The following is a 23,358-nucleotide window of genomic DNA, read 5'->3' as shown; positions in this document are numbered from 1 at the left end:
GCCGTCCGTCCGCGCGACACCGAAGATGGCCACCGACCCTAGGTCCGCGTCCGCCGCTTCCTCTGATCGCGTGGTCATTTCGGTTGACGCCATGGGTGGCGATCGCGGGCCGGCAGCGGTTGTTGCCGGCCTTGTCGATTCGGTCGCCCAGTACCCAGACCTCGACATCATCCTGCACGGCGACGAGGCGCAGATTCAGCCGCTGCTGAAGCGCCATCCCGGCCTCGACGGCCGCGTCACCCTGCGCCATGCCGAGCGTGTGGTGACGATGGACGACAAGCCCGCGCAGGTCATGCGGCACGGGATGGGCACCTCGATGTTCTCGGCCATTGATGCGGTCAAGGATGGCGAGGCTTCGGTCGCCGTCTCCTGCGGCAACACCGGCGCGCTGATGGCTGTGTCGATGCTGCGGCTCAGAAAGCTTCCCGGCGTGAACCGCCCTGCCATCGCCTGCCTCTGGCCGTCGCGCAACCCGGGCGGGTTCAACCTGATGCTGGACGTCGGCGCCGATGTGAAGGCCGAGGCGGACGATCTCCTGCAATACGCGACGATGGGCGCCTCCTATGCCCGCAACGGGCTTGGGCTGAAACGTCCCCGCGTCGGCATCCTCAATGTCGGCACAGAAGAGCACAAGGGCCGGGCCGAGCTGAAAGAGGCGCATGAACGGATGCCGCCGATCGCCCAGGCGGGCGACTTCGATTATGTCGGCTTCGTCGAAGGGGGCGACCTGCCCTCGACCCGCGTCGACGTGATCGTGACAGACGGTTTCACCGGCAACGTCGCGCTCAAGACCGGTGAAGGCACGGCCAAGCTGATCTCGGATTTCCTGCGCGAAGCCTTTGGCGCAAGCCTCCTGTCGAAATTCGCGGCCCTTCTGGCGATGGGATCGCTTCGCCGGTTGCAGCGCCGGATCGATCCGCGCCGGGTGAACGGCGGGGTGTTCCTGGGCCTGAACGGCACCGTGGTGAAGTCGCATGGCTCGGCCGATGCCACCGGCGTCGCGGCTGCCGTCAGCCTTGCCTACCAGCTGGCCCGCGCCCGCTTCATCGAACGTCTTGCGGCGCGGGTTGCATCTGCCGAACGTGCGGGGCAGGATGCCGCCGAACGTGGTTCCGGCCCGAACGAGACGGGGCCCGGAACGGGGAGCAGTCCAACCGAATGACGTTACGCGCCGCAGTCATGGGCGTCGGGCACTACCTGCCCGACCGCATCGTCCCGAACAGCGAGTTCGAAGCGATCGTCGATACCTCGGACGAATGGATCCGCAGCAGGTCGGGGATCGAGCGACGCCATTTCGCCGCCGAAGGCCAGCTGACCAGCGACCTTGCCGCCCGCGCCGCCCGCGCTGCCCTTGCCGATGCCGGGATCGGTGTCGAGGGAATCGACGCGATCGTCGTTGCGACCTCGACCCCCGACCTGACCTTCCCGTCGGTCGCCACCATGGTCCAGGCCGAACTCGGCATGACCGGCGGCTTTGCCTTTGACGTGCAGGCCGTCTGCGCCGGATTCGTCTTTGCCCTGACGAATGCAAATGCCCTGATCCTGACCGGTCAGGCCAAGCGGGTGCTGGTGATCGGGGCGGAAACCTTCAGCCGTCTGATGAACTGGGAGGACCGCACCACTTGCGTCCTCTTCGGCGACGGTGCCGGGGCCGTGGTGCTTGAGGGCGTGACCGGCGACGGCACGGCAAGCGACCGGGGGATCCTCGCGACCGACCTCAACAGCGACGGGCGCTACCGTGACATCCTCTATGTCGATGGCGGCACTTCGACGGGGACGACCGGGCACCTTATCATGGAAGGCAAGGAAGTCTTCCGTCATGCCATTGAAAAACTTGCTGAAACGGCGCATCACGCGCTCGACAAGGCGGGCCTGACCCCCGACGACGTCGACTGGATCGTGCCGCACCAGGCCAATATCCGCATCATCGAAGGCACTGCCAAGCGGATGCAGGTCCCGATGGACCGCGTCGTCGTCACCGTGCAGGACCACGGCAACACCTCGGCTGCATCGATCCCGCTTGCGCTCTCGGTCGGCAAGGCCCGCGGCCAGATCAAGCGCGGAGATCTGATCGTCACCGAGGCGATCGGCGGTGGACTTGCCTGGGGATCGGTCGTCCTGCGTTGGTAAACGCTTTCAACCGCGTGTCCCAAGTGGTTGATATTGACTCGTAAATCCAACCGCCGCATGGTCATGAAAATGACCACGTGGGGGGACGTGATGAGCGAAAAGACCTTGACCCGGATGGATCTCAGCGAAGCCGTCTTTCGCGAGGTCGGTCTCAGCCGCAACGAATCCGCGGCTCTGGTCGAATCCGTGCTGCAGCACATGTCGGACGCGCTGGCCGCAGGTGAGACGGTGAAGATCTCGTCCTTCGGAACCTTCTCGGTCCGGTCGAAGACCGCGCGGGTCGGGCGCAACCCCAAGACTGGCGAGGAAGTTCCGATCCTGCCCCGCCGGGTGCTGACCTTCCGCCCGTCGCATCTGATGAAGGACCGCGTGGCTGCAGGCAAGAAGCGCTAAGGGGGACCGGCGCGGATGGACAAGTCGCCTGACGCCTTCCGCACGATCAGCGAGGTGGCCGATCATCTGGACACCCCCGCCCATGTGCTGCGCTTCTGGGAAAGCCGGTTTCCGCAGATCAGGCCGGTCAAGCGGGCTGGTGGGCGGCGCTACTATCGCCCGTCGGACGTTGCGCTCCTGACCGGGATCAAACGCCTTCTGCATGACGAAGGCATGACGATCCGTGGCGTGCAGAAGATCCTGCGCGACCATGGCGTGCGGCATGTTGCGAGCCTTTCAGATGAAACCCTCTCGGCGGCCGCTGCCGGCCTTGGCGTCAAGGGTCAGGACGAAGTGGCCGATGTCGACGCCGCCGGGGGCGATCTGACGGAAGAGGTGGCAGAGGCCGGCTTCATCGCCGTCGAGGATGATGAGGTTGAGGCACCGCCGCCCCCCGCCGCGCGTCCGGCCCCGGTTCAGCCCGCCCTGCCCCTGTTCGAGACCGCTGCCGCCAAACGGGTGCAGCGCGAGGATGTGACTATGGCCGCCCTGATCCGTGGCCTGCCTCAGGGTGCTCTGGCTTCCTCGCGTCCCGAGGTCATCACCTTCGCCCGTCGGCTTGCCGCCCTGCGCGCCCGGCTGGTCGAGCGTGCCGAGGGTGCGGGCACGGGCGGTCGGTGACGATGTGCTTTCCCGCTTGCCCCGGCCCCGAATATCGGTATGTATCCCCCCGTGTCGGGCCGTAGCGCAGCCTGGTTAGCGCGTCCGTCTGGGGGGCGGGAGGTCGAGAGTTCGAATCTCTCCGGCCCGACCATCGAGAATCCGCCCGCCTGCCCGACCGGCAGCGCGGGCGGTTTCATCTTCGGGTCCGAAAGGGGCACCACATGACAAGCGGCGTGCTTCCCGCCCAGGACCTGCGGCAGCTGATCGCTTCGGGCGCGCTGACCGGTGACCCGGCGATCCGCGATGACCAGTTGCAGCCCGCGAGCCTCGATCTGCGCCTCGGGCCGGTCGCCTACCGTGTCCGCGCCTCGTTCCTTGCCGGGAACGGCCGGCGGGTGCAGGACCGGCTGGACGAATTCACCATGCACAAGGTGAACCTCGCCGAAGGGGCCGTGCTGGAAAAGAACTGCGTCTACGTCATCCCGCTTGCCGAACGGCTCGCCCTGCCCCCCGGGATTACCGCCGTTGCGAATGCGAAAAGCTCCTCCGGGCGGCTCGACCTTCTGACCCGCACGATCACCGATGGCGGCGCAGAGTTCGACCGGATCCCCGCCGGCTACACCGGCCCGCTTTATGCCGAGGTCTGCCCGCGCAGCTTTTCCGTCCTTGTCCGCGAAGGCCAGCGACTGAACCAGATCCGCTTCCGGGACGGGCAATCGGTCCTTTCCGACGCGGCCCTTGCGGCCCTTCATGCGAAAGAGCCGCTCGTCTCGGGCGAGGCGCTGATTTCGGATGGCCTCGGCTTCTCCGTCGACCTCCGCCCCGCCAGCGGAGACCTTGTCGGCTACCGCGCCAAGCCCCATGCCGGGGTGATCGACCTTGACCGGATCGGCCACTACCCGGTCGGTGACTTCTGGGAGGAGTTGCGGACCACCGAGGGCCGCATCATCCTTGACCCCGGCGCCTTCTATATCCTCGTCAGCCGCGAGGCCGTGACCATCCCCCCGGATTACGCTGCCGAGATGGCCCCCTACCTTGCGATGGTGGGTGAGTTCCGGGTGCATTACGCCGGATTCTTCGACCCCGGCTTCGGCCATGCCGCGGCAGGCGGGGCAGGATCGCGCGGCGTACTGGAAGTGCGCTGCCACGAGGCGCCCTTCGTGCTGGAACATGGCCAGATCGTCGGGCGGCTGGTCTACGAAAACATGAAGAACCGCCCGGAAACCCTTTATGGCGCTGGTATTTCCTCGAATTACCAGGGCCAGGGCCTGAAGCTTGCCAAGCAATTCCGGATGGGCTGAGACCGTGGCCGGGCCGGGTGTCCCGGCCGGGTCACAGACGGATCATTCCCGACCCTCAGAGCGCTACGCGACGCGCAGCCTCTCGCTGCGAAGACAGTTCCTCGGCCACCAGGAAGGCCAGTTCCAGCGACTGTGAGGCGTTCAGGCGCGGGTCGCAGGCGGTGTGGTAGCGGTCGGCGAGGTTTTCGTCCGACACGGCGCGCAGGCCGCCGGTGCATTCGGTCACGTCCTGGCCGGTCATCTCGAAATGCACGCCCCCGGGGACGGTCCCCTCGGCCTTGTGGATCGCGAAGAATTCCCGCACCTCGGTCAGGACCGAATTGAACGGCCGGGTCTTGTAACCGGAGGAGGACTTGATCGTGTTGCCATGCATCGGGTCGCAGGACCAGACGACATTGGCGCCTTCGGCCTGCACAGTCCGGATCAGGCGCGGGAGGTGTTCTGCAACCTTGCCTGCCCCGAAGCGGGCGATCAGGGTGAGGCGGCCAGGCTCGTTTTCCGGATTGAGCTTGGCCATCAGGACCTTGAGGTCCTCGGCGGTGGTGGTGGGGCCGCATTTCAGGCCGATGGGGTTCAGGACGCCACGCGCGAATTCGACATGCGCGCCGTCGGGCTGACGGGTGCGGTCACCGATCCAGATCATGTGGCCCGAGCCGGCGACGTTCTGGCCGGTGATCGAGTCAACACGGCAGAGCGCCTCTTCATATTCCAGAAGCAGCGCCTCGTGGCTGGTGTAGAAATCGACGCGGGCGAGTTCGTTGGCGGTGTCCGAATTCACCCCGGCCGCGTTCATGAAATCAAGCGCGTCCGAGATGCGGTTGGCCATCTCGCGGTAGCGTTCGGCCTTGTCATGCTCGGCGAACCCCAGGGTCCAGGAATGGACGCGGTGGATGTCGGCAAAACCGCCGGTCGAGAAGGCGCGGAGGAGGTTCAGGCTGGCAGCGGCCTGGGTATAGGCCTGCAGCATCCGGGCGGGATCGGGGATGCGCGCCTCGGGCGTCGCATCGAAGCCGTTGATGATGTCGCCGCGGTAGGATGGGTATTCGACGCCGCCGATGACTTCGGTCGGGGCCGAACGCGGTTTGGCGAACTGGCCGGCCATGCGACCGACCTTGATGACGGGAACCTTCGCGGCATAGGTCAGCACCACCGCCATCTGCAACATCACCCGGAACGTGTCGCGGATATTGTCGGCCGAGAATTCGGCGAAGCTTTCGGCGCAGTCACCGCCTTGCAGAAGGAATGCCTTGCCTTCGGCGGCAAGGGCCAGTTCCTTCTTCAGCCGCCGCGCTTCGCCCGCGAAGACCAGCGGAGGATACTTCGACAACTGCGCCTCCACGGCGGAGAGGGCTCCCTGATCGGGATAATCCGGCATCTGGATCCGTGGTTTCGCGCGCCACGCCGATTTGGTCCATCCCTTTGTCATCCTGCTTCTCCGGTCCGTCAGAAGGTCGGGCTGCGGTATAGCCCCCCGTTTCCGCCTTGGCAAAGGGGTTTTGGGCGGAAACGGCCAGTTTCGGCCCTTGCAGCGGCGTCGGATTTGCGGTTCGGTGGCATGCAAACGACATGGTCAGGTCGCAAGATGTCGAATCCCCCGCGCAAAGCCACCTCTGTCGCCAAGGTCGCCGGCCCGAAACGCTTTGTCTTCCTGCTTCTGGACCGCTTTACCATGCTGTCCTTTGCCGGCGCGATCGAACCCTTGAGGATTGCCAACCGCGTCGCGGGAGAACAGCTGTACTCCTGGGTCCTCGCCGGCGAAGGCGGGGACTATGCCACCTGTTCCAACGGGGCGGCATTCAAGCTGGACATGGGTCTGGACGAGATTGACCGCGACGATGTGCTTCTGGTCTGCGGCGGGATCGACGTCCAGCGGGCGGCGACGAAGGGCATCCTGAACTGGCTGCGGCGCGAGGCGCGGCGGGGGGCGACGATCGGCGGGCTGTGCACAGGGGCCTATGCGGTGGCCAAGGCGGGGCTTCTGGATGGCAAGAAGGCCACGATCCACTGGGAGAACCAGGACGGATTCCTTGAGGAATTTGAAAGCGTTAAGCTTACGAAGTCGGTCTTCGTGATGGACGGCAACCGCTGGTCGACGGCGGGGGGGACGTCGTCCATCGACCTCATGCTCAAGGTGATCGCGGCGGATCATGGTGAGGATCTGGCGAACACCGTGGCCGACCAGCTGATCTATTCTGCGATCCGGACCGACCAGGACACCCAGCGGCTGTCGATCCCGACGCGCATCGGTGTCCGGCATCCGAAGCTTTCCCAGGTCATCCAAATGATGGAAAGCAATGTCGAGGACCCGATGTCGCCGGCCGATCTGGCCGAGGAAGTCGGCATGTCGACGCGGCAGCTGGAGCGGTTGTTCCGGCGGTATCTGAACCGGAGCCCCAAGCGCTACTACATGGAGTTGCGGCTGCAGAAAGCACGCAACCTGTTGATGCAGACCGACATGAGCGTGATAAACGTGGCGCTGGCCTGCGGCTTCGCGAGCCCCTCGCATTTCTCGAAATGCTACCGCAGCCATTACAACACCACCCCCTACCGCGAGCGCGGGACGCAAGGGATGCCCGGGGCGGTGCCGGTGCGCCTGTCGATCTGACGGGCGGGGGCTGGTTAACGAAATCTCATCGCGGCGTCTACGGGACAGAAAGGCGGACATGAAGAGTGTCCATCAAGGCTCTGTGAACGCTGAATTAATCAGTCCCGATGGTCGTCTTGGTTGCGTCTTCCTTCCGTCTTCCCTGCGTCTTCCTTCCGTCTTGCCTGAGGAAGCCCCCGGGGCCCGTTAACCTTGACCTGCGACTCAGGGCGCCATCCGGTAGGCCGCCCCGTTCAGGACCGACAAGAACCAGATCGACCCGTCCGGCGCTTCGACCACGTCGCGAACGCGGAGGGTTTCGTCGCTGGTGATCCGCTCTTCGGCAAAGCCGGTCTCCGCCGGACTGTCGGGGTCGAGCCGCCCGAGGTAATCGCTGTTCAGCGAGCCGAAAAGGATGTCGCCGCGCCAGTCGGGGATCAGGCTGCCCGAATAAACCAGGAGGCCGGAGGGGGCGATCGACGGGTCCCAGTAATGGACCGGCTGTTCCATCCCCTCGCGCGCGGTGCCTTCGCCGATGGCGCGGCCATTGTAGTTCTCGCCATAGGTGATGACTGGCCAGCCGTAGTTCAGGCCCGGCTGCGGCGCGTTCAGCTCGTCCCCACCACGCGCGCCGTGTTCGACGATCCAGAGCCGACCGTCGAGGTCCAGCGTTGCCCCCTGGGCGTTGCGGTGGCCCCAGCTGTAGACGCCGGGAAGCGCGCCTTCCAGCGTGGTGGCCGGCTGTCCGTCGCGGGTGAGGTGAATGACCTTGCCCTCGCCGCGCATGGGATCCTGCGCCTCCATCCCGCCGGGGCCGGTGCCGCGGTCGCCTACCGTCAGGAAAAGCGTGCCGTCGGTCGCCTCGACAAGGCGCGAGCCGAAGTGGCGCCCGCCGGAGGCACCTTCGGGAATGGCGAAGACGGTGCGGAACCCTTCAAGCGCGGTGCCATCGGCCGAAAGGACGCCCTTGCCCACCGCCGTCACGGCACCATCCGCCCGCGCCTCGGCATAGGTCAGCCAGACCTCTCGCGAAGTGGCAAAGTCACGCGGGATCAGGATGTCGAGAAGCCCGCCCTGCCCGTCCACCTCGACCTCTGGCCCGCCAGCCACCGTGACCGCATCGGCACCCGGAGCGGCAAAGAGCTTCAGGAAACCGGCCCGTTCGGTGACGAGGAAGGCGCCGTCGGGGAGAAAGCCGATCCCCCACGGTTCGTCGAGGCCGGTTGCCACGGTTTCGATCGACAGGGAGCCCGCCGAGGTCTCGACCACTGCTTCTGCTGCCAGTGCCGGACCGGCGCCGACAAGGGCGGCAAGACATACGGTGGGGGCGATGCGCATGAGGTCCTCCATCTGCGGTTGTGTGCGTGACATAGGTGTCGGGATAACGGTGGTCCAATGTCGCAAGGTCACGCTTTCGTTTGAGAGGCGAAGGTGGCGGAACTCTGCCTCAAACCGCTTTTCTTTTCGGTTTTCCGCCACTACGTTCGCCTGCGGGATTGCGATCCATTCAGGGAGACAAGAATGAAAAAACTGCTTCTGGCCACTGTGGCCTCAATGGCCCTTGCGGGCGCCGCCTCGGCGGAAGAGGTCAAGCTGGGCATCTTCATCGGCTTTACCGGACCCATCGAATCGCTGACCGGTCACATGGCCGCCGCAGCCGACCTTGCGATGAAGGAGGCCTCGGATTCGGGCAAGTTCCTGAACGGCTCGACCGTCGTGGGCGTCCGGGCGGACTCGACCTGCGCGGTCGACACCGCTGCCGGCACGGCTGCGGCCGAGCGCCTGATCACCGCGGAAGGCGTGAAGGGCATCATCGGCGGCGACTGCTCGGGCATCACCGGGGCTGTCCTGCAGAACGTCGCACGCCCGAACGGGATGGTGATGATCTCGCCTTCGGCCACCAGCCCGGCGCTGACCACGGCCGAGGATGACGGCCTCTTCTTCCGGACCGCGCCGTCGGATGCGCGCGAAGGCGAAGTCATGGCGGACATCCTGACCGAAAAGGGCGTGAAGTCGATTGCCCTGACCTACACTAACAACGACTACGGCAAGGGTCTGGCCGAAGCGATCGCGACCGCGTTCCAGGCCAAGGGCGGCACGATCACGATCAACGCCGCGCATGAAGACGGCAAGGCCGACTATTCGGCGGAAGTCGCGGCGTTGGCTTCGGCGGGCGGCGACCTTCTGGTCGTGGCGGGCTATCTGGACCAGGGCGGCAAGGGCATCATCCAGGCCGCGCTTGACACCGGGGCGTTCAGCCAGTTCGGCCTGCCGGGCGGCATGGTCGGCGACAGCCTGCCTGCGGCCATCGGCCCGGCGCTTGACGGGTCCTACGGCCAGGTCGCGCAGTCGGACTCGGCCGGTGCCGCCGTCCTGACCGAGATGGGCAAGACCGCGCCGGTTCCGTTCGACGCGACCTCGCCCTACACGATGGAGTCCTATGACGCCGCCGCCCTGATCATCCTGGCGATGCAGGCGGCCGGGTCGACCGACCCGCAGGTCTACAAGGACAAGATCCTTGAGATCGCCAATGGTCCGGCCGATGGGTCGGGCGTGAAGATCCTGCCGGGCGAAATCGGCAAGGCTCTGGAGCTGATCGCGGCCGGCACCGCCATCGACTATGACGGCGCGTCGGGTGTGAACCTGATCGGGCCGGGCGAAAGCGCCGGGCGTTACCGCCAGTTCGAAGTGAAGGGCGGCAAGTACGAAACCGTCCAGTTCCGTTGATCTTCGGAAACGATTGACAGAGACAGGCGGCCCGGGCATGTCCCGGGCCGTTCTGCAGATACCCGTCCGGTTCAGAGGCGGGATCACCAGGGGAAGCACATGATCGTTGTCGAGGACCTGCACCGGCATTTCGGCGGCTTCCGGGCCGTTGATGGCGCGTCACTTCAGATCAGGACCGGGTCGATCACCGGGCTGATCGGGCCGAACGGGGCGGGCAAGACCACGCTTTTCAACGTCATCGCGGGGCGACTGCCGCCGACCAGTGGTCGGGTGCTGATGGATGGCGAGGATATCACGGGGCTGCCGCCGCATGTCCTCTTTCACAAGGGCCTGCTGCGCACCTTCCAGATCGCGCATGAGTTCGGGTCGATGACGGTGCGCGAGAACCTGATGATGGTGCCGCCGAACCAGGCGGGCGAGCGCATCTGGAACACCTGGTTCGCCCGCGGCCGCGTGGCCGAGGAAGAACGCCGCATCCGCGAGAAGGCCGACGAGGTGCTGGAGTTCCTGACGATCAGCCATCTGGCAGACCAGAAGGCCAGCATGATCTCGGGCGGGCAGAAGAAGCTTCTGGAGCTGGGCCGGACGATGATGGTCGATGCCAAGATCGTCTTTCTGGACGAGGTGGGCGCAGGGGTGAACCGGACGCTTCTGAACACGATCGGCGATGCGATCGTGCGGCTGAACAAGGAGCGCGGCTATACCTTCTGCGTGATCGAGCACGACATGGATTTCATCGCCCGGCTTTGCGATCCGGTGATCTGCATGGCCGAGGGCAAGGTGCTGGCGGAAGGGACCGTCGACGAAGTGAAGAATGACGAGCGGGTGATCGAGGCCTATCTGGGCCGCGGCCTGAAGAACAAGGCCAAGGCCGAGGGGTTCCATGTCTGAGCCATTCCTGATCGGCGATGCGATGACCGGCGGCTATGGCCAGGTCGACATCCTGCACGCCTGCACGATCTCGGTCGAGAAGGGCCAGATCGCGGTGATCGTCGGCCCGAACGGGGCGGGCAAGTCGACCGCGATGAAGGCCGTCTTCGGGATGCTGAAGCTGCGCGGCGGGCAGGTCAGGCTGAACGGCGAGGATATCACCGGGCTGACCCCGCAGGCGCGGGTGGCCAAAGGGATGGCCTTCGTGCCGCAGACCTCGAACATCTTCACCTCGATGACGGTCGAGGAGAACCTGGAGATGGGGGCCTTCCTGCGCCGCGATGACATCAGGACGACGATGGAGCAGGTCTATGAGCTGTTCCCGATCCTGAAAACCAAGCGCTACCAGGCGGCGGGCGAGCTGTCGGGCGGCCAGCGCCAGCAGGTGGCGGTGGGCCGGGCGCTGATGACCCAGCCGCAGGTCCTGATGCTGGACGAGCCGACGGCGGGGGTCAGCCCGATCGTGATGGACGAGCTTTTCGACCGGATCATCGAGGTGGCGCGCACCGGGATTTCCATCCTGATGGTCGAGCAGAACGCGCGGCAGGCGCTGGAGATCGCCGACAAGGGCTTTGTCCTGGTGCAGGGCCGGAACCGTTTCACCGACACGGGCGCTGCCCTGATGGCCGACCCCGAGGTCCGCCGTTCTTTCCTGGGGGGCTGAGATGGACGCCTTGAACGCCCTGGTGGCCTTCCTGAACTTTGTCTTCATCCCGGGCCTTGCCTATGGCGCGCAGTTGGCGCTGGGGGCGCTGGGGGTGACGCTGATCTACGGCATCCTGCGCTTTTCCAACTTTGCCCATGGCGACACCATGGCCTTCGGCGCGATGGTCACGATCCTGGTGACCTGGTGGTTCCAGTCGGTCGGGATCAGCTTCGGCCCCTTGCCGACCGCCCTTCTGGCCCTGCCCTTCGCCATTGCCGCCACCGCGCTTTTCGTGCTGGCGACCGACCGGGCGGTCTATCGCTTCTACCGTCGGCAGAAGGCGTCGCCCACCATCGTCGTGATCGTCTCGCTTGGCGTCATGTTCGTGATGAACGGGGTGATCCGCTTCATCATCGGGGTGGACGAGCAGAACTTCTCGGACGGCGAGCGCTTCCTTCTGAACCCGCAGGACTTCAGGGCGGCGACCGGGCTTGCCGAACCCTTGGCGATCAAGACCACGCAGGCGATCACCGTCGTTACAGCCGTCGTCGTGGTTGGCCTGCTTTTCTGGTTCCTGCAGAAGACCCGGACCGGCAAGTCGATGCGGGCATTCTCGGACAACGAGGACCTCGCGCTTCTATCCGGCATCAACCCTGACCGGGTGGTGGCGGTGACCTGGATCATCGTGGCGGGCCTTGCCACCATTGCGGGCGCGCTTTACGGCCTCGACAAGTCCTTCAAACCCTTCACCTATTTCCAGCTCCTGCTGCCGATCTTCGCCGCGGCCATCGTGGGTGGTCTTGGCAACCCGCTGGGGGCCATCGCGGGCGGGTTCGTCATCGCATTCTCCGAGGTACTGGTGACCAATGCCTGGAAGAAGATCTACAACTACCTCGCGCCAGAACAGATGCAGGCAGAGGCCCTCCTCCAGCTTCTGTCCACCGACTACAAGTTCGCGGTCAGCTTCACGATCCTGATCATCGTGCTTCTGTTCATGCCGACCGGCCTCTTCAAGGGGAAATCGCTATGAACCAGCGCAGCCTGATCCTCTTCGGCCTGGTCGCCTGCCTTTATCTCGGCACCGGCTTCCTGCAAAGCTGGAACCTGTCGCTGTCGATCCTGAACGCGGCCCTCCTGGCGACCATCGCAGCGCTGGGCGTCAACATGCAATGGGGCTATGCGGGCCTCTTCTCGGTCGGCACGATGGGGTTCACCGCGCTGGGCGGACTGGCCGTCGTCCTGATCTCGGCCCGGCCCAACACGGAGAACTGGCAGGCAGGCGGTCCCGGCATCCTTCTGGCCCTGGTCCTTGGCGCGCTGTCGGTGATGGCGGCGATCTTCGCCTGGCGCAAGATGGGCGCGGGGCGCAGCCGGACCCTCGTGGTCGGCGCGATCCTGGTTGGCGGCTTTTTCCTTTTCCGTGCGGTCTTCGATCCGAACGTGATGGCGGCTGAGGCAGTCAATCCGCAGTTTGCCGGCAACCTTGGCGGGCTTGGCCTGCCGGCGCTGGTGGCCTGGCCAGTCGGGGGCCTTCTGGCCGCACTGGCCGCCTGGGGGATAGGCAAGACCGCCCTTGGCCTGCGGTCGGACTACCTTGCCATCGCCACCCTGGGGATCGCCGAGATCATCGTCTCGATCACCAAGAACGAGGACTGGCTGGCGCGAGGGGTGAAGAACATCATCGACCTGCCGCGCCCCTGGCCGGTGCCCTATGAAGTGGACCTTCAGCAGCAGGCCGGGTTCCTGGAGTTTGTCGAGCGCTGGGGTCTTGATCCCGTCACCGCCTCGACCATCGGCGTCAAACTCATGTATGCCGCGATGTTCGGGTTGGTGCTGGCGGCGATCATCTGGGCCTTCGAGCGGGCGCTCAACAGCCCCTGGGGCCGGATGATGCGGGCGATCCGCGACAACGAGGTTTCTGCCGCCGCGATGGGCAAGGACGTGACCGGGCGGCATCTGCAGGTCTTTGTCCTGGGGTCCGCAGTTATCGGCTTTGCCGGGGCGATGATGACCTCGATGGACGGGCAACTGACGCCGGGGACCTACAACCCCCTGCGCTTCACTTTCCTTGTCTGGGTCATGGTGATCGTCGGTGGGTCGGGCAACAACTGGGGCACCGTCCTTGGCGGGCTTCTGATCGGCTGGCTTTGGCTGGTGGTCGAGAACATCGGGCCGAACATCATGGGGCTTCTGACCATGCCGATGCCGGACGGCTGGCTGAAGGCGCATCTTCTGGGCAGTGCCGAACATATGCGGCTTCTGACCATGGGGGTGATCCTGCTGCTGGTGCTGCGCTTCAGCCCGCGCGGGCTGATCCCCGAGAAGTGACGCGCTGATCCCGTAGTCGCGGCGCGACATCATTTGTCGCAAAACCGCATGACCCCTTCCCCTGCCCCGGCCAATCTCCGCCGGGGCAATGAAGGAGTCGTCCATGAAAACCCATTCCCGCGTGGTCGTGATCGGCGGCGGCGTTGTCGGCTGTTCGGTGCTTTACCACCTGACCAAGCTGGGCTGGTCGGACGTCATGCTGATCGAGCGGTCGGAACTGACCTCCGGTTCCACCTGGCACGCGGCGGGCGGGTTTCATACGCTGAACGGCGACACCAACATGGCGGCCCTCCAGGGCTATACGATCCGGCTTTACAAGGAGCTGGAGGCGATCACCGGCATGTCCTGCGGGCTGCACCATGTAGGCGGGATCACGCTGGCCGACAATCAGGCCCGGTTCGAGATGCTGAAGGCCGAACGCGCCAAGCACCGCTACATGGGGCTGGATACCGAGATCCTGGGGCCGGAAGAGATCCGCAAGCTGACCGACGGGATGGTGAACCTGGAAGGGATCATCGGCGCCTTGTATGACCCGCTGGACGGCCACCTTGACCCCTCGGGGACGACGCATGCCTATGCCAAGGCGGCGCGGATGGGGGGCGCGGAGATTGTGCTGCACAACCGCGTGCTGGAGACGAACCCGACGAAGGACGGCTGGGAGGTCGTGACCGAAAAGGGCACCGTCACCTGCGAGCATCTGGTGAACGCCGGCGGCCTTTGGGCGCGGGAGATCGGGGCGATGGCGGGGGTCTACCTGCCGCTTCTGCCGATGGCGCACCAGTACCTTGTCACCGACGACATTCCGGAAATCATGGACATCCTGAAGTCGGGCCGCGAGTTCCCGCATGTCATGGACCCGGGAGGTGAATCCTACCTGCGGCAGGAAGGCCGGGGCCTCTGCATCGGCTTCTACGAAAAGCCCTGCGAGCCCTGGGCCGTGGACGGCACGCCGTGGAATTTCGGGCATGAGCTTCTGAACGAACAGTTCGACAAGATCGAGGATTCCGTCGCCTTCGCCTATCGCCGCTTCCCGGTGCTGGAACGGTCGGGCGTCAAGCGGGTGATCCACGGGCCCTTCACCTTTGCGCCCGACGGCAACCCGCTGATCGGCCCGGTGCAGGGCCTGCGCAACTACTGGTCGGCCTGCGCGGTGATGGCGGGCTTCAGCCAAGGCGGAGGCATGGGTCTGGCGCTGGCACAGTGGATGATCCACGGCGAAGTGGAGCGGGACCCGCGCGGCTTCGATGTTTCGCGCTTCGGCACCTGGACGAGCCCCGGCTACACCGTGCCGAAGGTGATCGAGAACTACCAGATGCGCTTCTCGGTCAGTTACCCGAACGAGGAACGCCCCGCCGCCCGCCCCTTCCGCACGACGCCGATGTACGAGGTTTTCGACGGCATGAATGCCGTCTGGGGCCAGCAGTACGGGCTGGAAGTGGTGAACTACCATGCCCTGCCGGGCGAGCCGCGCTATGAGACGCCAAGCTTCAAGCGGTCGAACGCCTGGGAGGCGACGCGGCAGGAAGTGCTGGCGGTGCGCGAGGGCGTCGGCATCAACGAGGTGCAGAACTTCGGCAAGTACCGCGTGACGGGGCCGAACGCGCGCGCATGGCTGGACCGGATCATGGCCGGGGCGATCCCGAAACCGGGGCGCCTGTCGCTGACGCCGATGCTGGCGCATTCGGGCAAGATCATCGGGGATTTCACCGTGTCCTGCCTGTCGGAACACGAATTCCAGCTGACCGCGAGCTACGGTGCCCAAGGCTGGCACGAGCGCTGGTTCGAGCAGAATGCCATGGAGGGGTGCCGCGTCGAGAACATCTCGGACGCGCGGTCGGGCTTCCAGATCGCCGGGCCGAAGGCGCGGGAATTGCTTGGCCGTGTCACCCGCAGCGATGTGGGGCCGGAGGCGTTCAGGTTCATGGATGTGCGCCGGATGACCGTGGGCATGGCGAACTGCATCGTGCAGCGGGTGAGCTACACCGCCGACCTTGGCTACGAGATCTTCACCGACCACATGTCGGTGCGGCATCTGTGGGATGTGCTGACGGCTGCGGGCAATGACCTGGGGCTGCGGCCCTTCGGGATGCGGGCGATGATGTCCCTGCGGCTGGACAAATGGTTCGGGTCATGGGGTCGCGAGTTTTCGCCGGACTACACCCCGGCCGAAACCGGCCTCGACCGCTTCATCCGCTGGAACAAGGAGGCGGACTGGATCGGCAAGGCGGCCGCCACGGCGGAAAAGGCGGCGGGGCCGAAGCGCAAGCTTGTCAGCTTCATCGTCGACGCGAAGGACGCCGATGTCGTGGCCTGGGAGCCGATCTGGCTGGATGGTGCGGTCGTGGGCTTCTGCACCAGCGGAGGGTTCAGCCATTGGACCGGCAAGTCGGTGGCGATGGGCTTCCTGCCTGCCGAAAGGGTCAAGGATGGCCTCGCCTGCGAGATCGAGATCCTGGGCGAGCGCCGGGCCGCGACGGTGCATCTGGCCCCGCTCTGGGATGGCGACGGCGCGCGCATGCGGGGCTGAGGCCGGGCTCTTCCCTTCCCTTAGGTCGGTCATCGCTGGGGTCAGCGAAGAGCGACCGCACGGGAGCGATGAGCGGCTTGACAGGACACCCGGGCGGGTCAAGCCTGCCGCCATGATGGCGACAGTCCATATCCTGATCCTCGCCGCCGGGGCCTCGTCGCGGATGCGGGGGGCCGACAAGCTGCTGGAGCCGGTCGCGGGCCAGCCGATGCTGCGCCATATCGCGGCCGTGGCGCTGGCGACCGGCAGTCCGGTGACTGTCGCCCTTGGCCCGGGTCAGCCTGCCCGGGAGGCCTCCCTGGCCGGGCTGGCCATGCGCAGGCTGCCGGTTCCCGATGCGGCGATGGGCATGTCACGCGCGCTGGTGCGCGGGATCGCGGCGCTGGGTGAGGCCGGACCCGAGGACGGGCTGATGGTCCTGCCCGCCGATATGCCGGGCTTCACCACCGCCGAGCTGTCCCGGCTGATCAGTGACTTCGTTTCTGATCCGCACAGCATCCTGCGCGGGGGGACATCGGACGGCCAGCCCGGTCACCCGGTGATCTTTCCGCGTGACCTCTGGCCCGACCTCGCCTGCATCACGGGGGATGAAGGGGGGCGGGCGGTCCTTCAGGCAAACAGGGGCCGGGTCAGGGTGATCCCCCTTCCCGGCCAGATGGCAACGCTGGACCTTGACACGCCCGAGGACTGGGCCGCCTGGCGTGCCGGAGACCGCTGAGCCCTATTTCGCCGCGAAGAGAACCCGCGCCTCGTGCGCCTTCAGCGAGAGCCTTGCCCCGACAAACCCGTCGGTATCTGTTGCAAGCTCGGGGAAGATCTTCAGGATCTCGTCCCGCACCTCGGCCTCCAGCGCGTTCAGGGACCGCTCGGCAGGCTGGAAGCTTTCGGTCCAGATCCCGTCTGACTGCACGATCTCGTGCCGGTCGAAGAGAAGGTGGATATAGGTTACACCATCCTCGGGCAGGACCCGCGTGGCGTCCGCCTGTCCGACCAGATGCTTGGCGGGAACCAGAACCTCGTCGGTTCCGAAGAGAAGCTCTGCCCGCGCGCCGGTCACCAGAACCCGGTGCTGCGGCGACACCATCATCCTGCGCACCGGCCCTTCGCCGCGCAGCGCATCCTTGGCGATCCGAACGGGTTGCAGGTCCGGCTCGGCGAGAAGCTGGAGCCGCGAGAGGTGCCGGTGCCCGACCCAGCGCAGGGGCTGAAGCCCGTTGTCGCGCGTCATCACCATGTCGCCCGCGCCAAGCGTCTCGACCGGGACCTCGCCCCTGTCGGTCAGGATCATCGTTCCGGGCGTGAAGCATATGGCGAAGGCCTCGATGTTCTCGAAGCGGATCGTGCCGATAAGCTGCCCGCCAGTGGCCGGATCGCCGGTGTAGAGCGAAATCGTGCCATCTTCGAAGGCCGAGTCGGTCGGCTCGAGCGAGTCGCGGACGATGACGACAGATTTCCATCCGAACTGGATGCCAAAGGCAGAGACATCAACCTTGTCGAAGTCATCGGGCGCAGGCCCCAGACCACCGCCGCCGAAGAGCGTCTCGGTTCCGGTGATGGAGTCCACATCGCCGACCGCATAGAAGAAGATGTCGTTGCCGGTACCACCCGACATCGTATCCCGACCGGCCCCCCCGAAGAGAGAGTCCGCGTCGGACCCACCCAACAGAAGGTCGTCACCATTTCCAGCGACAAGGCTGTCATCGCCCGTACTTCCCAGCAGAAGATCGTTTCCGCTGTCGCCAACGAGTGTATCGTTACCCGATCCGCCATCGACGATATCGTCGTTGGCGCCACCGTTCAGACTGTCGTCGCCGGTCTCGCCCGCCAGTGAGTCGTTGCCAGCGCCGCCATCCAGCGTGTCGTTGTCATCGCCGCCAATAAGGCTGTCGGCATCAGCCCCGCCGAACAGCCGGTCGGAACCGCTACCGCCCTGCAGGGTGTCGTTGCCCGCCTCACCCAGAAGCGAGTCGCTGTCCGCCCCGCCGGCGAGACTGTCGCCACCGGCACCACCGAAGATCGTGTCGTTCCCGGTGTCGCCCAGGACGGTGTCATTGCCAAGGTCGCCGTAAAGCAGGTCGTTCCCCGACCCGCCATCGATCAGGTCGTTGGAGTCGGCGGCACTGGAATTCTCGGCGCCGGGAATGCTTGTCCCGCCATAGATCGTGTCGTCGCCGGTGCCACCAAACAGGCTGTCCGGGCCGCCATAGCCGGAAATGAGGTCGTTGCCGGCTTCGCCACGGATCAGGTTGGTGTAGGCGTCGGTAACACCGGGCCCAGGACGTGTGAACCCGTCGAACCCGGTCAGTGTGTCATCGAAGGCCGACCCGATGAAGCCGTCGGTGCCGCTGTAGGTATCGCCCTGAGCCGTGCCACCGACACCGGTTCCGGTCAGCAGCGACGCGTTGACCGCAACGTCCGAATCCGAATAGTCGGCAAGGTCCTGGCCGGTGCCGCCGTTCATCACGTCGGCGCCAAGGCCGCCCAGCATGGTGTCGTCGCCGGATCCGCCCGTCAGCGTGTCGATCCCGTCCCCGCCGGAGAGGGAGTCATTGCCATCCCCGCCGGTCAGCGAGTCCCGGTCAGCGCCGCCGTCCAGCGTGTCATCGCCGGTGCCGCCATCCATCGTGTCGTTTCCGGCCCCGCCTGTGAGGCTGTCATTGTCCGCCCCGCCAAACAGCACATCGGCACCGTCGCCCCCGATCAGCGTGTCAAGACCGGCGTCACCTTGCAGGTAGTCGGCGTCATTCCCCCCGTTGAGGATGTCGTCACCCGTACCTCCGAAGAGTGAATCATTGCCATCAAGACCTTGCAGGAGATCATTGCCCGCATCGCCGAAGAGCGAATCTGCACCGGCACCGCCATCAAGAATATCGCCGTTATCTCCGCCCCGCAGCGTATCGTTTTCGGTGCCACCGAACAGCCGGTCACTACCGGAGCCGCCGTCGAGGGAATCCTGACCGGCGTCACCGAGTAGAGAGTCATCGCCGGCATCACCGGACAGGATGTCGTTCTCGGCGCCGCCAAGCAGCGTGTCGTTGCCCGCGCCGCCAAACAGCGTGTCCGCTCCAGCCTGACCAAGGAGACTGTCGTTCCCGTCGTCGCCGAAAAGGGAATCCGCCCCAGCGCCGCCATCGAGGAGGTCGGTGTCGTTACCCCCCCGCAGGGTGTCATCTTCCGTGCCGCCAAAGAGGCTATCGTTGCCGAGCCCGCCCTCAAGCGAGTCGCGGTCGGCATCCCCGAAGAGCGAGTCGTTACCCTCGCCGCCGAAAAGGGAATCGTTGCCGATTCCCCCGTCGAGGCTGTCGTCGTTCGCGCCACCGTCAAGCCAGTCCCGGTCGGCACCGCCAAGCAGCGTGTCATTGCCTTCTTCGCCGAAGAGGCGGTCGTTGCCGGCACCGCCGCCAAGCAGGTCGGCACCACTGCCGCCGGTGAGGGAGTCGGCCCCGTCGTCGCCTGCAATCGTATCGTTGCCTTCGTCGCCGAACAGAGAATCCGACCCGCCGCCGCCTTCGATGTAGTCGTCGTCTGCGCCACCACGAATGGTGTCATCGCCGCCGTCGGACCCGCCATAGAGGCTGTCATTTCCGGCTCCGCCCAAAAGCGAGTCATCGTCGTCGTCACCGAAGATGAGGTCGTTGCCGGCGTCGCCTGAGAGGACATCGTCACCGCCCAGACCGCGGATCGTGTCGTCGCCGTTGCCGCCGAAGAACTGGTCGACGCCTGCGTCTCCCAGAAGCGAGTCATTGAACGCGGATCCGATTAGGATTTCGATGTCGGTGTCCAGCGTGTCGACGGCCCCATCGGCAGTCACCCGGTCTGTGCCGGTGAAGTTTGCAATGATCGCGTTGGCAGAGTCGCTGTAGTCCAGACTGTCGGTACCACTGCCGCCGAAGATACTGTCGCCGCCCGGTCCGCCAACCAGCAGATCACTGCCCGAGCCACCAAACAGGGTGTCGCTGTCATTGCCGCCGAAAAGCGAGTCATTGCCGGCATTGCCCAGCAGCACATCATTGCCGGTCAGACCGCGCAGGATGTCGTCGTTGGCAAAGCCGTTGATGCTGTCGTTGAAGGTGCCGGACAGTGCCGCATTGTCACCGACAAGCGAGTCGTTGCCGTCTCCGCCTGCAATCGTTGCCATCGCTTCTCTGCCCCCTCGTCCTGGTCCGAACCTTGTCCGACTATCGTGACCGTTTTCGGTCAGGATGTGGAAGCTTTGGGGCTATTCTGTAGTCCCTTCGGCGTCCTTCGGTATGGTCCGTGTTTCTTTTTTTCTGGTTTGCGCCCCTGACCTCAGGATGCGCTTTCTGCAATTCTGGTCCGGCCTATTGTCGGGCGGGCCGCCGCGAAGCCCGCGCGGCCTGCTTCGGTCTGCAGTTCCGGAAAGATCTCGTAGATTTCCAGCCGCTGGGCATTGCCGATGGACTTCAGCGACTGGTCCTCGGGCTGGAAGCTTTCGGTCCAGATGCCGTTCACCAGAACGACCTCGTGCCGGTCGCACATGAAGTGGATGTAGGTCGTGCCGCTGGATTGCACGGTGTGGACGCCGGGCACCGACAAGTGCTTGGCCGAGACGAGCACCTCGCGTTCGGAAAAGCGCAGGCTGGTGCGTTCGTTGGCGACGAGGATGCGGTGGTTGGGCGAGACCATCATGTCACGTTCGGGCAAATCCTTGCCCAGCGAACCCTGACGGATGAGGACGGGCAGAAGATGGGGTTCCGCCTGGAAATCATGCAGGAACATCTGCGTTCTGCCCACCCACCGGACCGGCTGGATGCCATTGTCACGGGTGACGACGCGGTCGCCCACTTCGAGCCTCTCGATAGGCAATTCGCCGCGCTGGGTGGTTATCATCGCGCCCGGCGTAAAGCAGGGGGACGAGCGCAGGGGTGTCGAGGCCTCGTCGGAAACGCGGCCAGCAGTCTTACTCGCTTGAAACCGGCAGGGCGCCATCACTCATATCTCCGGACCTGGGCCGCCTTCGCGGCACGACGATTGAATACCGGCGATTCCGCCTGTCGCAAAAGGAAAAAGTCGACTCCGGCATGGATCGGATCAGCCTGATATCCACCTTAAGCCGAGCGGATGAGGCACCCGCAGCACCGACCGGCAAGCCGCGTTCCCGTGGCGGGTCGGTCAAGGTGCCGCGTGGTCAGGTTAAGTATCTGTTAAGTATGCCCTTATCCCGGTCAGACCGGGCCGTTGCGGGTATGGGCCAATTCGAGGCGTCCTGGCGTATGCAACCGGAGGTAGAAGTTAACCTTTCGCACAGAATTCCGGCTGGCAAGCGCCCCTCGACGGCATCACGACGCCGCAGGGGAAACGATCCGGGCAAAAGGGGCCGACTGGTTGGATCGGGGGATCACAGCCCCGAATCGCAACATCGGGTGTCGCGACGGCACCGAAGGGCCGCTTGTGGTGCCCGAGGCGAGACTCGAACTCGCATACCTTGCGGCGGAGGATTTTGAATCCCCTGCGTCTACCATTCCGCCACTCGGGCCACCGGGCGCAGGTCTAGGCCAAGCGCCGGGGGGCGTCAACCGCGCCGGGCTACAGCTCCTGCGCCTGGAAGGTGTCGCAATCGGCCATCTGCCCCGACTGCAACCCCGTCATGAACCAGCGCGAGCGCTGTTCGGAGGTGCCATGGGTGAAGGTATGCGGCATCGGGCGCTGGCCGGCGTTCCTTTGCAGGGTGTCGTCGCCGATCTGGCGGGCGGCGTTCACGGCCTCTTCGAAATCGCCGGAATCGACGACGCCGAGGGTGGCCGCCGCCTCCCGCGCCCAGATGCCGGACAGGCAGTCGGCCTGAAGTTCGATCATCACGGAAATCGCGTTCGAGTCCGCCTGGCTGACTTGCTGGCGGATCCGGTTCGCCTCGCCGAGGATGCCGAGCTCGTTCTGGATGTGATGGCCGATCTCGTGGGCCACGACGTAGGCGGCGGCAAAGTCACCCCCAGCACCGAGCTTTTCGTGCATGGTGGTGAAGAAGGCGGTGTCGAGATAGACCTTGCGGTCGACCGGGCAGTAAAAGGGCCCCGTCGCCTCGGACGCGCCGCCGCAGGCCGAGCGGGTCGCCTCCTTGAAGAGCACCAGCGTTGCCGGGCGGTAGGGTCGGTCGAGCTGTTCGGAGAAGACCTTGGTCCAGATTTCCTCGGTATCGGCGAGGACGACCGAGACGAATTCGCCTTCAGCCTTGTCGGCGGCGGTCAGTTCGACCGGGGCCGAGCTGCCGCCGGTGGACTGGCCACCGTTCGGGCCGAGAAGCTGCGAGGGATCGACCCCGAGGAACATGGCAAGGAGCACGATGATGATGGCCCCGGCCCCGCCGACGCCCCCCACGCGCGCGGCCGAGCGGCCACCGCCGCCTTGGCTGCGCCGGTCCTCGATATTGCCGCTTCCGCGCCGACCTTTCCAGTCCATCCGCCGTTCTCCCCCGCCGTGACCACAGTGGTCAAAATCTCATAATCATGCAAAATCATAAACTTGCGCGTTTCTGTTAACCAATTGTCAACCTTTGACCACACATCCGTTTCTCCGAAAGTCTAGCGGCATTGCGATGCGGGGCAAAGCGTCAATCGGGACAAGCGGGAACGAGAACGTGATTGCAAGGCGGCCCCCCTACCCGGCGTCTTCCAGTCAGCGTAAGGTCCCCGCGCAAGATTGACGCGGAAGGCCCCGAAATGTTCCCCCTCACCCGCCCGCAGCTTACGCTGATCGCTACGCTTGGATCTGCGGCCCTTCTGGGGGGCGCCTTCGCCTTTCAGTACATCGGTGGCCTGGCCCCTTGCGCGCTTTGCCTCTGGCAACGCTGGCCGCATGCGGCGGCGATCCTGATCGGCGCAGTGGCGCTGGCGACAGGCTGGCGCGGCCTTCTGTGGCTGGGCGCGCTGGCGGCGCTGGCGACTGCGGGGATCGGCGTTTTCCATGTCGGGGTCGAACAGTTGTGGTGGGAGGGGCTTGCCACCTGCACGGCGGGGTCGATCAGCGGGATTTCGGCGGCCGACCTTCTGAACCCGGCGGCGGATGTGGCGGCCCCGGTGCGCTGCGACGAAATCCCGTGGCAGATGCTGGGCATCTCGATGGCCGGGTGGAACGTGATCATCTCGCTTGCCCTGGCGGCGGTCTGGGTGATGGCCGCGCGGCGGGACTGACG

Annotated in this window: 19 protein-coding genes and 2 tRNA genes; 15 read left to right on the top strand and 6 right to left on the bottom strand. The window is 65.5% G+C overall.

Annotated elements, in window-relative coordinates:
- Window positions 1-25: 25 nt before the first annotated feature.
- The 6 genes from plsX (at window position 26) to AC2D9V_RS14085 (ending at window position 4,466) form a co-directional block, all read left to right on the top strand.
- Complete coding sequence (gene plsX, locus AC2D9V_RS14110) at window positions 26-1,162, top strand: phosphate acyltransferase PlsX (protein WP_484714722.1); 1,137 nt, start codon at window positions 26-28, stop codon at window positions 1,160-1,162.
- Window positions 1,159-2,130, top strand: a complete 972-nt coding sequence (locus AC2D9V_RS14105) for a beta-ketoacyl-ACP synthase III (RefSeq protein ID WP_484714721.1) — start codon at window positions 1,159-1,161, stop codon at window positions 2,128-2,130. Before plsX ends, AC2D9V_RS14105 begins: the two co-directional genes overlap by 4 nt.
- A gap of 90 nt (window positions 2,131-2,220) precedes the next feature.
- The gene (gene ihfA / locus AC2D9V_RS14100; RefSeq protein ID WP_484715015.1) at window positions 2,221-2,523 is read left to right on the top strand and encodes an integration host factor subunit alpha; all 303 of its coding nucleotides are present in this window, start codon (window positions 2,221-2,223) and stop codon (window positions 2,521-2,523) included.
- Window positions 2,524-2,538: 15 nt separating this feature from the next.
- On the top strand, window positions 2,539-3,183 hold the full coding sequence (locus AC2D9V_RS14095; protein ID WP_484714720.1) for a MerR family transcriptional regulator: 645 nt from the start codon (window positions 2,539-2,541) through the stop codon (window positions 3,181-3,183).
- Between the two features lie 55 nt (window positions 3,184-3,238).
- Window positions 3,239-3,316, top strand: a tRNA-Pro gene (locus AC2D9V_RS14090).
- Between the two features lie 70 nt (window positions 3,317-3,386).
- Window positions 3,387-4,466: a 2'-deoxycytidine 5'-triphosphate deaminase gene (locus AC2D9V_RS14085; RefSeq protein WP_484714719.1), complete on the top strand. Its 1,080-nt coding sequence runs from the start codon at window positions 3,387-3,389 to the stop codon at window positions 4,464-4,466.
- 55 nt (window positions 4,467-4,521) lie between these two features.
- Here the strand turns inward: AC2D9V_RS14085 and AC2D9V_RS14080 are convergent, their stop codons facing one another.
- A complete protein-coding gene (locus tag AC2D9V_RS14080) occupies window positions 4,522-5,892 on the bottom strand; it encodes a class II 3-deoxy-7-phosphoheptulonate synthase (RefSeq protein ID WP_484714718.1) in 1,371 nt (456 codons plus the stop codon).
- 156 nt (window positions 5,893-6,048) lie between these two features.
- Here AC2D9V_RS14080 and AC2D9V_RS14075 point away from each other — a divergent pair, with 156 nt between their 5' ends.
- A complete protein-coding gene (locus AC2D9V_RS14075) occupies window positions 6,049-7,071 on the top strand; it encodes a GlxA family transcriptional regulator (protein ID WP_484714717.1) in 1,023 nt (340 codons plus the stop codon).
- Window positions 7,072-7,275: 204 nt separating this feature from the next.
- Here AC2D9V_RS14075 and AC2D9V_RS14070 read toward each other — a convergent pair whose 3' ends face one another.
- Window positions 7,276-8,388, bottom strand: coding sequence for a PQQ-dependent sugar dehydrogenase (locus AC2D9V_RS14070; RefSeq protein WP_484714716.1), 1,113 nt, complete (start codon window positions 8,386-8,388; stop codon window positions 7,276-7,278).
- Window positions 8,389-8,571: 183 nt separating this feature from the next.
- On the opposite strand from AC2D9V_RS14070, the gene AC2D9V_RS14065 reads away from it, so the two are divergent.
- The 7 genes from AC2D9V_RS14065 (at window position 8,572) to AC2D9V_RS14035 (ending at window position 16,926) form a co-directional block, all read left to right on the top strand.
- Window positions 8,572-9,777, top strand: a complete 1,206-nt coding sequence (locus tag AC2D9V_RS14065; protein ID WP_484714715.1) for an ABC transporter substrate-binding protein — start codon at window positions 8,572-8,574, stop codon at window positions 9,775-9,777.
- 99 nt (window positions 9,778-9,876) lie between these two features.
- On the top strand, window positions 9,877-10,668 hold the full coding sequence (locus AC2D9V_RS14060) for an ABC transporter ATP-binding protein (RefSeq protein ID WP_484714714.1): 792 nt from the start codon (window positions 9,877-9,879) through the stop codon (window positions 10,666-10,668).
- The gene (locus AC2D9V_RS14055) at window positions 10,661-11,371 is read left to right on the top strand and encodes an ABC transporter ATP-binding protein (RefSeq protein WP_484714713.1); all 711 of its coding nucleotides are present in this window, start codon (window positions 10,661-10,663) and stop codon (window positions 11,369-11,371) included. The genes AC2D9V_RS14060 and AC2D9V_RS14055 overlap by 8 nt, the downstream gene beginning before the upstream one ends.
- 1 nt (window position 11,372) lies before the next feature.
- Window positions 11,373-12,383: a branched-chain amino acid ABC transporter permease gene (locus AC2D9V_RS14050; protein ID WP_484714712.1), complete on the top strand. Its 1,011-nt coding sequence runs from the start codon at window positions 11,373-11,375 to the stop codon at window positions 12,381-12,383.
- Window positions 12,380-13,681: a branched-chain amino acid ABC transporter permease gene (locus AC2D9V_RS14045; protein ID WP_484714711.1), complete on the top strand. Its 1,302-nt coding sequence runs from the start codon at window positions 12,380-12,382 to the stop codon at window positions 13,679-13,681. The genes AC2D9V_RS14050 and AC2D9V_RS14045 overlap by 4 nt, the downstream gene beginning before the upstream one ends.
- A gap of 103 nt (window positions 13,682-13,784) precedes the next feature.
- The gene (locus tag AC2D9V_RS14040; protein ID WP_484714710.1) at window positions 13,785-16,208 is read left to right on the top strand and encodes a GcvT family protein; all 2,424 of its coding nucleotides are present in this window, start codon (window positions 13,785-13,787) and stop codon (window positions 16,206-16,208) included.
- A 112-nt stretch (window positions 16,209-16,320) separates the two neighbouring features.
- Window positions 16,321-16,926, top strand: coding sequence for a nucleotidyltransferase family protein (locus AC2D9V_RS14035; RefSeq protein WP_484714709.1), 606 nt, complete (start codon window positions 16,321-16,323; stop codon window positions 16,924-16,926).
- Window positions 16,927-16,929: 3 nt separating this feature from the next.
- Here AC2D9V_RS14035 and AC2D9V_RS14030 read toward each other — a convergent pair whose 3' ends face one another.
- The 4 genes from AC2D9V_RS14030 to ypfJ all read right to left on the bottom strand — a co-directional run bounded on the left by AC2D9V_RS14030 (window position 16,930) and on the right by ypfJ (window position 22,625).
- Window positions 16,930-20,346: a Hint domain-containing protein gene (locus AC2D9V_RS14030; protein WP_484714708.1), complete on the bottom strand. Its 3,417-nt coding sequence runs from the start codon at window positions 20,344-20,346 to the stop codon at window positions 16,930-16,932.
- A 152-nt stretch (window positions 20,347-20,498) separates the two neighbouring features.
- A complete protein-coding gene (locus AC2D9V_RS14025; RefSeq protein ID WP_484715014.1) occupies window positions 20,499-21,158 on the bottom strand; it encodes a Hint domain-containing protein in 660 nt (219 codons plus the stop codon).
- Window positions 21,159-21,621: 463 nt separating this feature from the next.
- Window positions 21,622-21,705, bottom strand: a tRNA-Leu gene (locus tag AC2D9V_RS14020).
- 50 nt (window positions 21,706-21,755) lie between these two features.
- The gene (ypfJ, locus tag AC2D9V_RS14015; RefSeq protein ID WP_484714707.1) at window positions 21,756-22,625 is read right to left on the bottom strand and encodes a KPN_02809 family neutral zinc metallopeptidase; all 870 of its coding nucleotides are present in this window, start codon (window positions 22,623-22,625) and stop codon (window positions 21,756-21,758) included.
- A gap of 260 nt (window positions 22,626-22,885) precedes the next feature.
- On the opposite strand from ypfJ, the gene AC2D9V_RS14010 reads away from it, so the two are divergent.
- Window positions 22,886-23,356 (top strand): disulfide bond formation protein B, encoded by a 471-nt coding sequence (locus AC2D9V_RS14010; RefSeq protein ID WP_484714706.1) that lies wholly within the window; start codon window positions 22,886-22,888, stop codon window positions 23,354-23,356.
- Window positions 23,357-23,358 lie beyond the last annotated feature (2 nt).

The organism is Tabrizicola sp. T46 (assembly GCF_057219895.1).
This window is presented reverse-complemented; position numbering and strand designations above follow the sequence as displayed.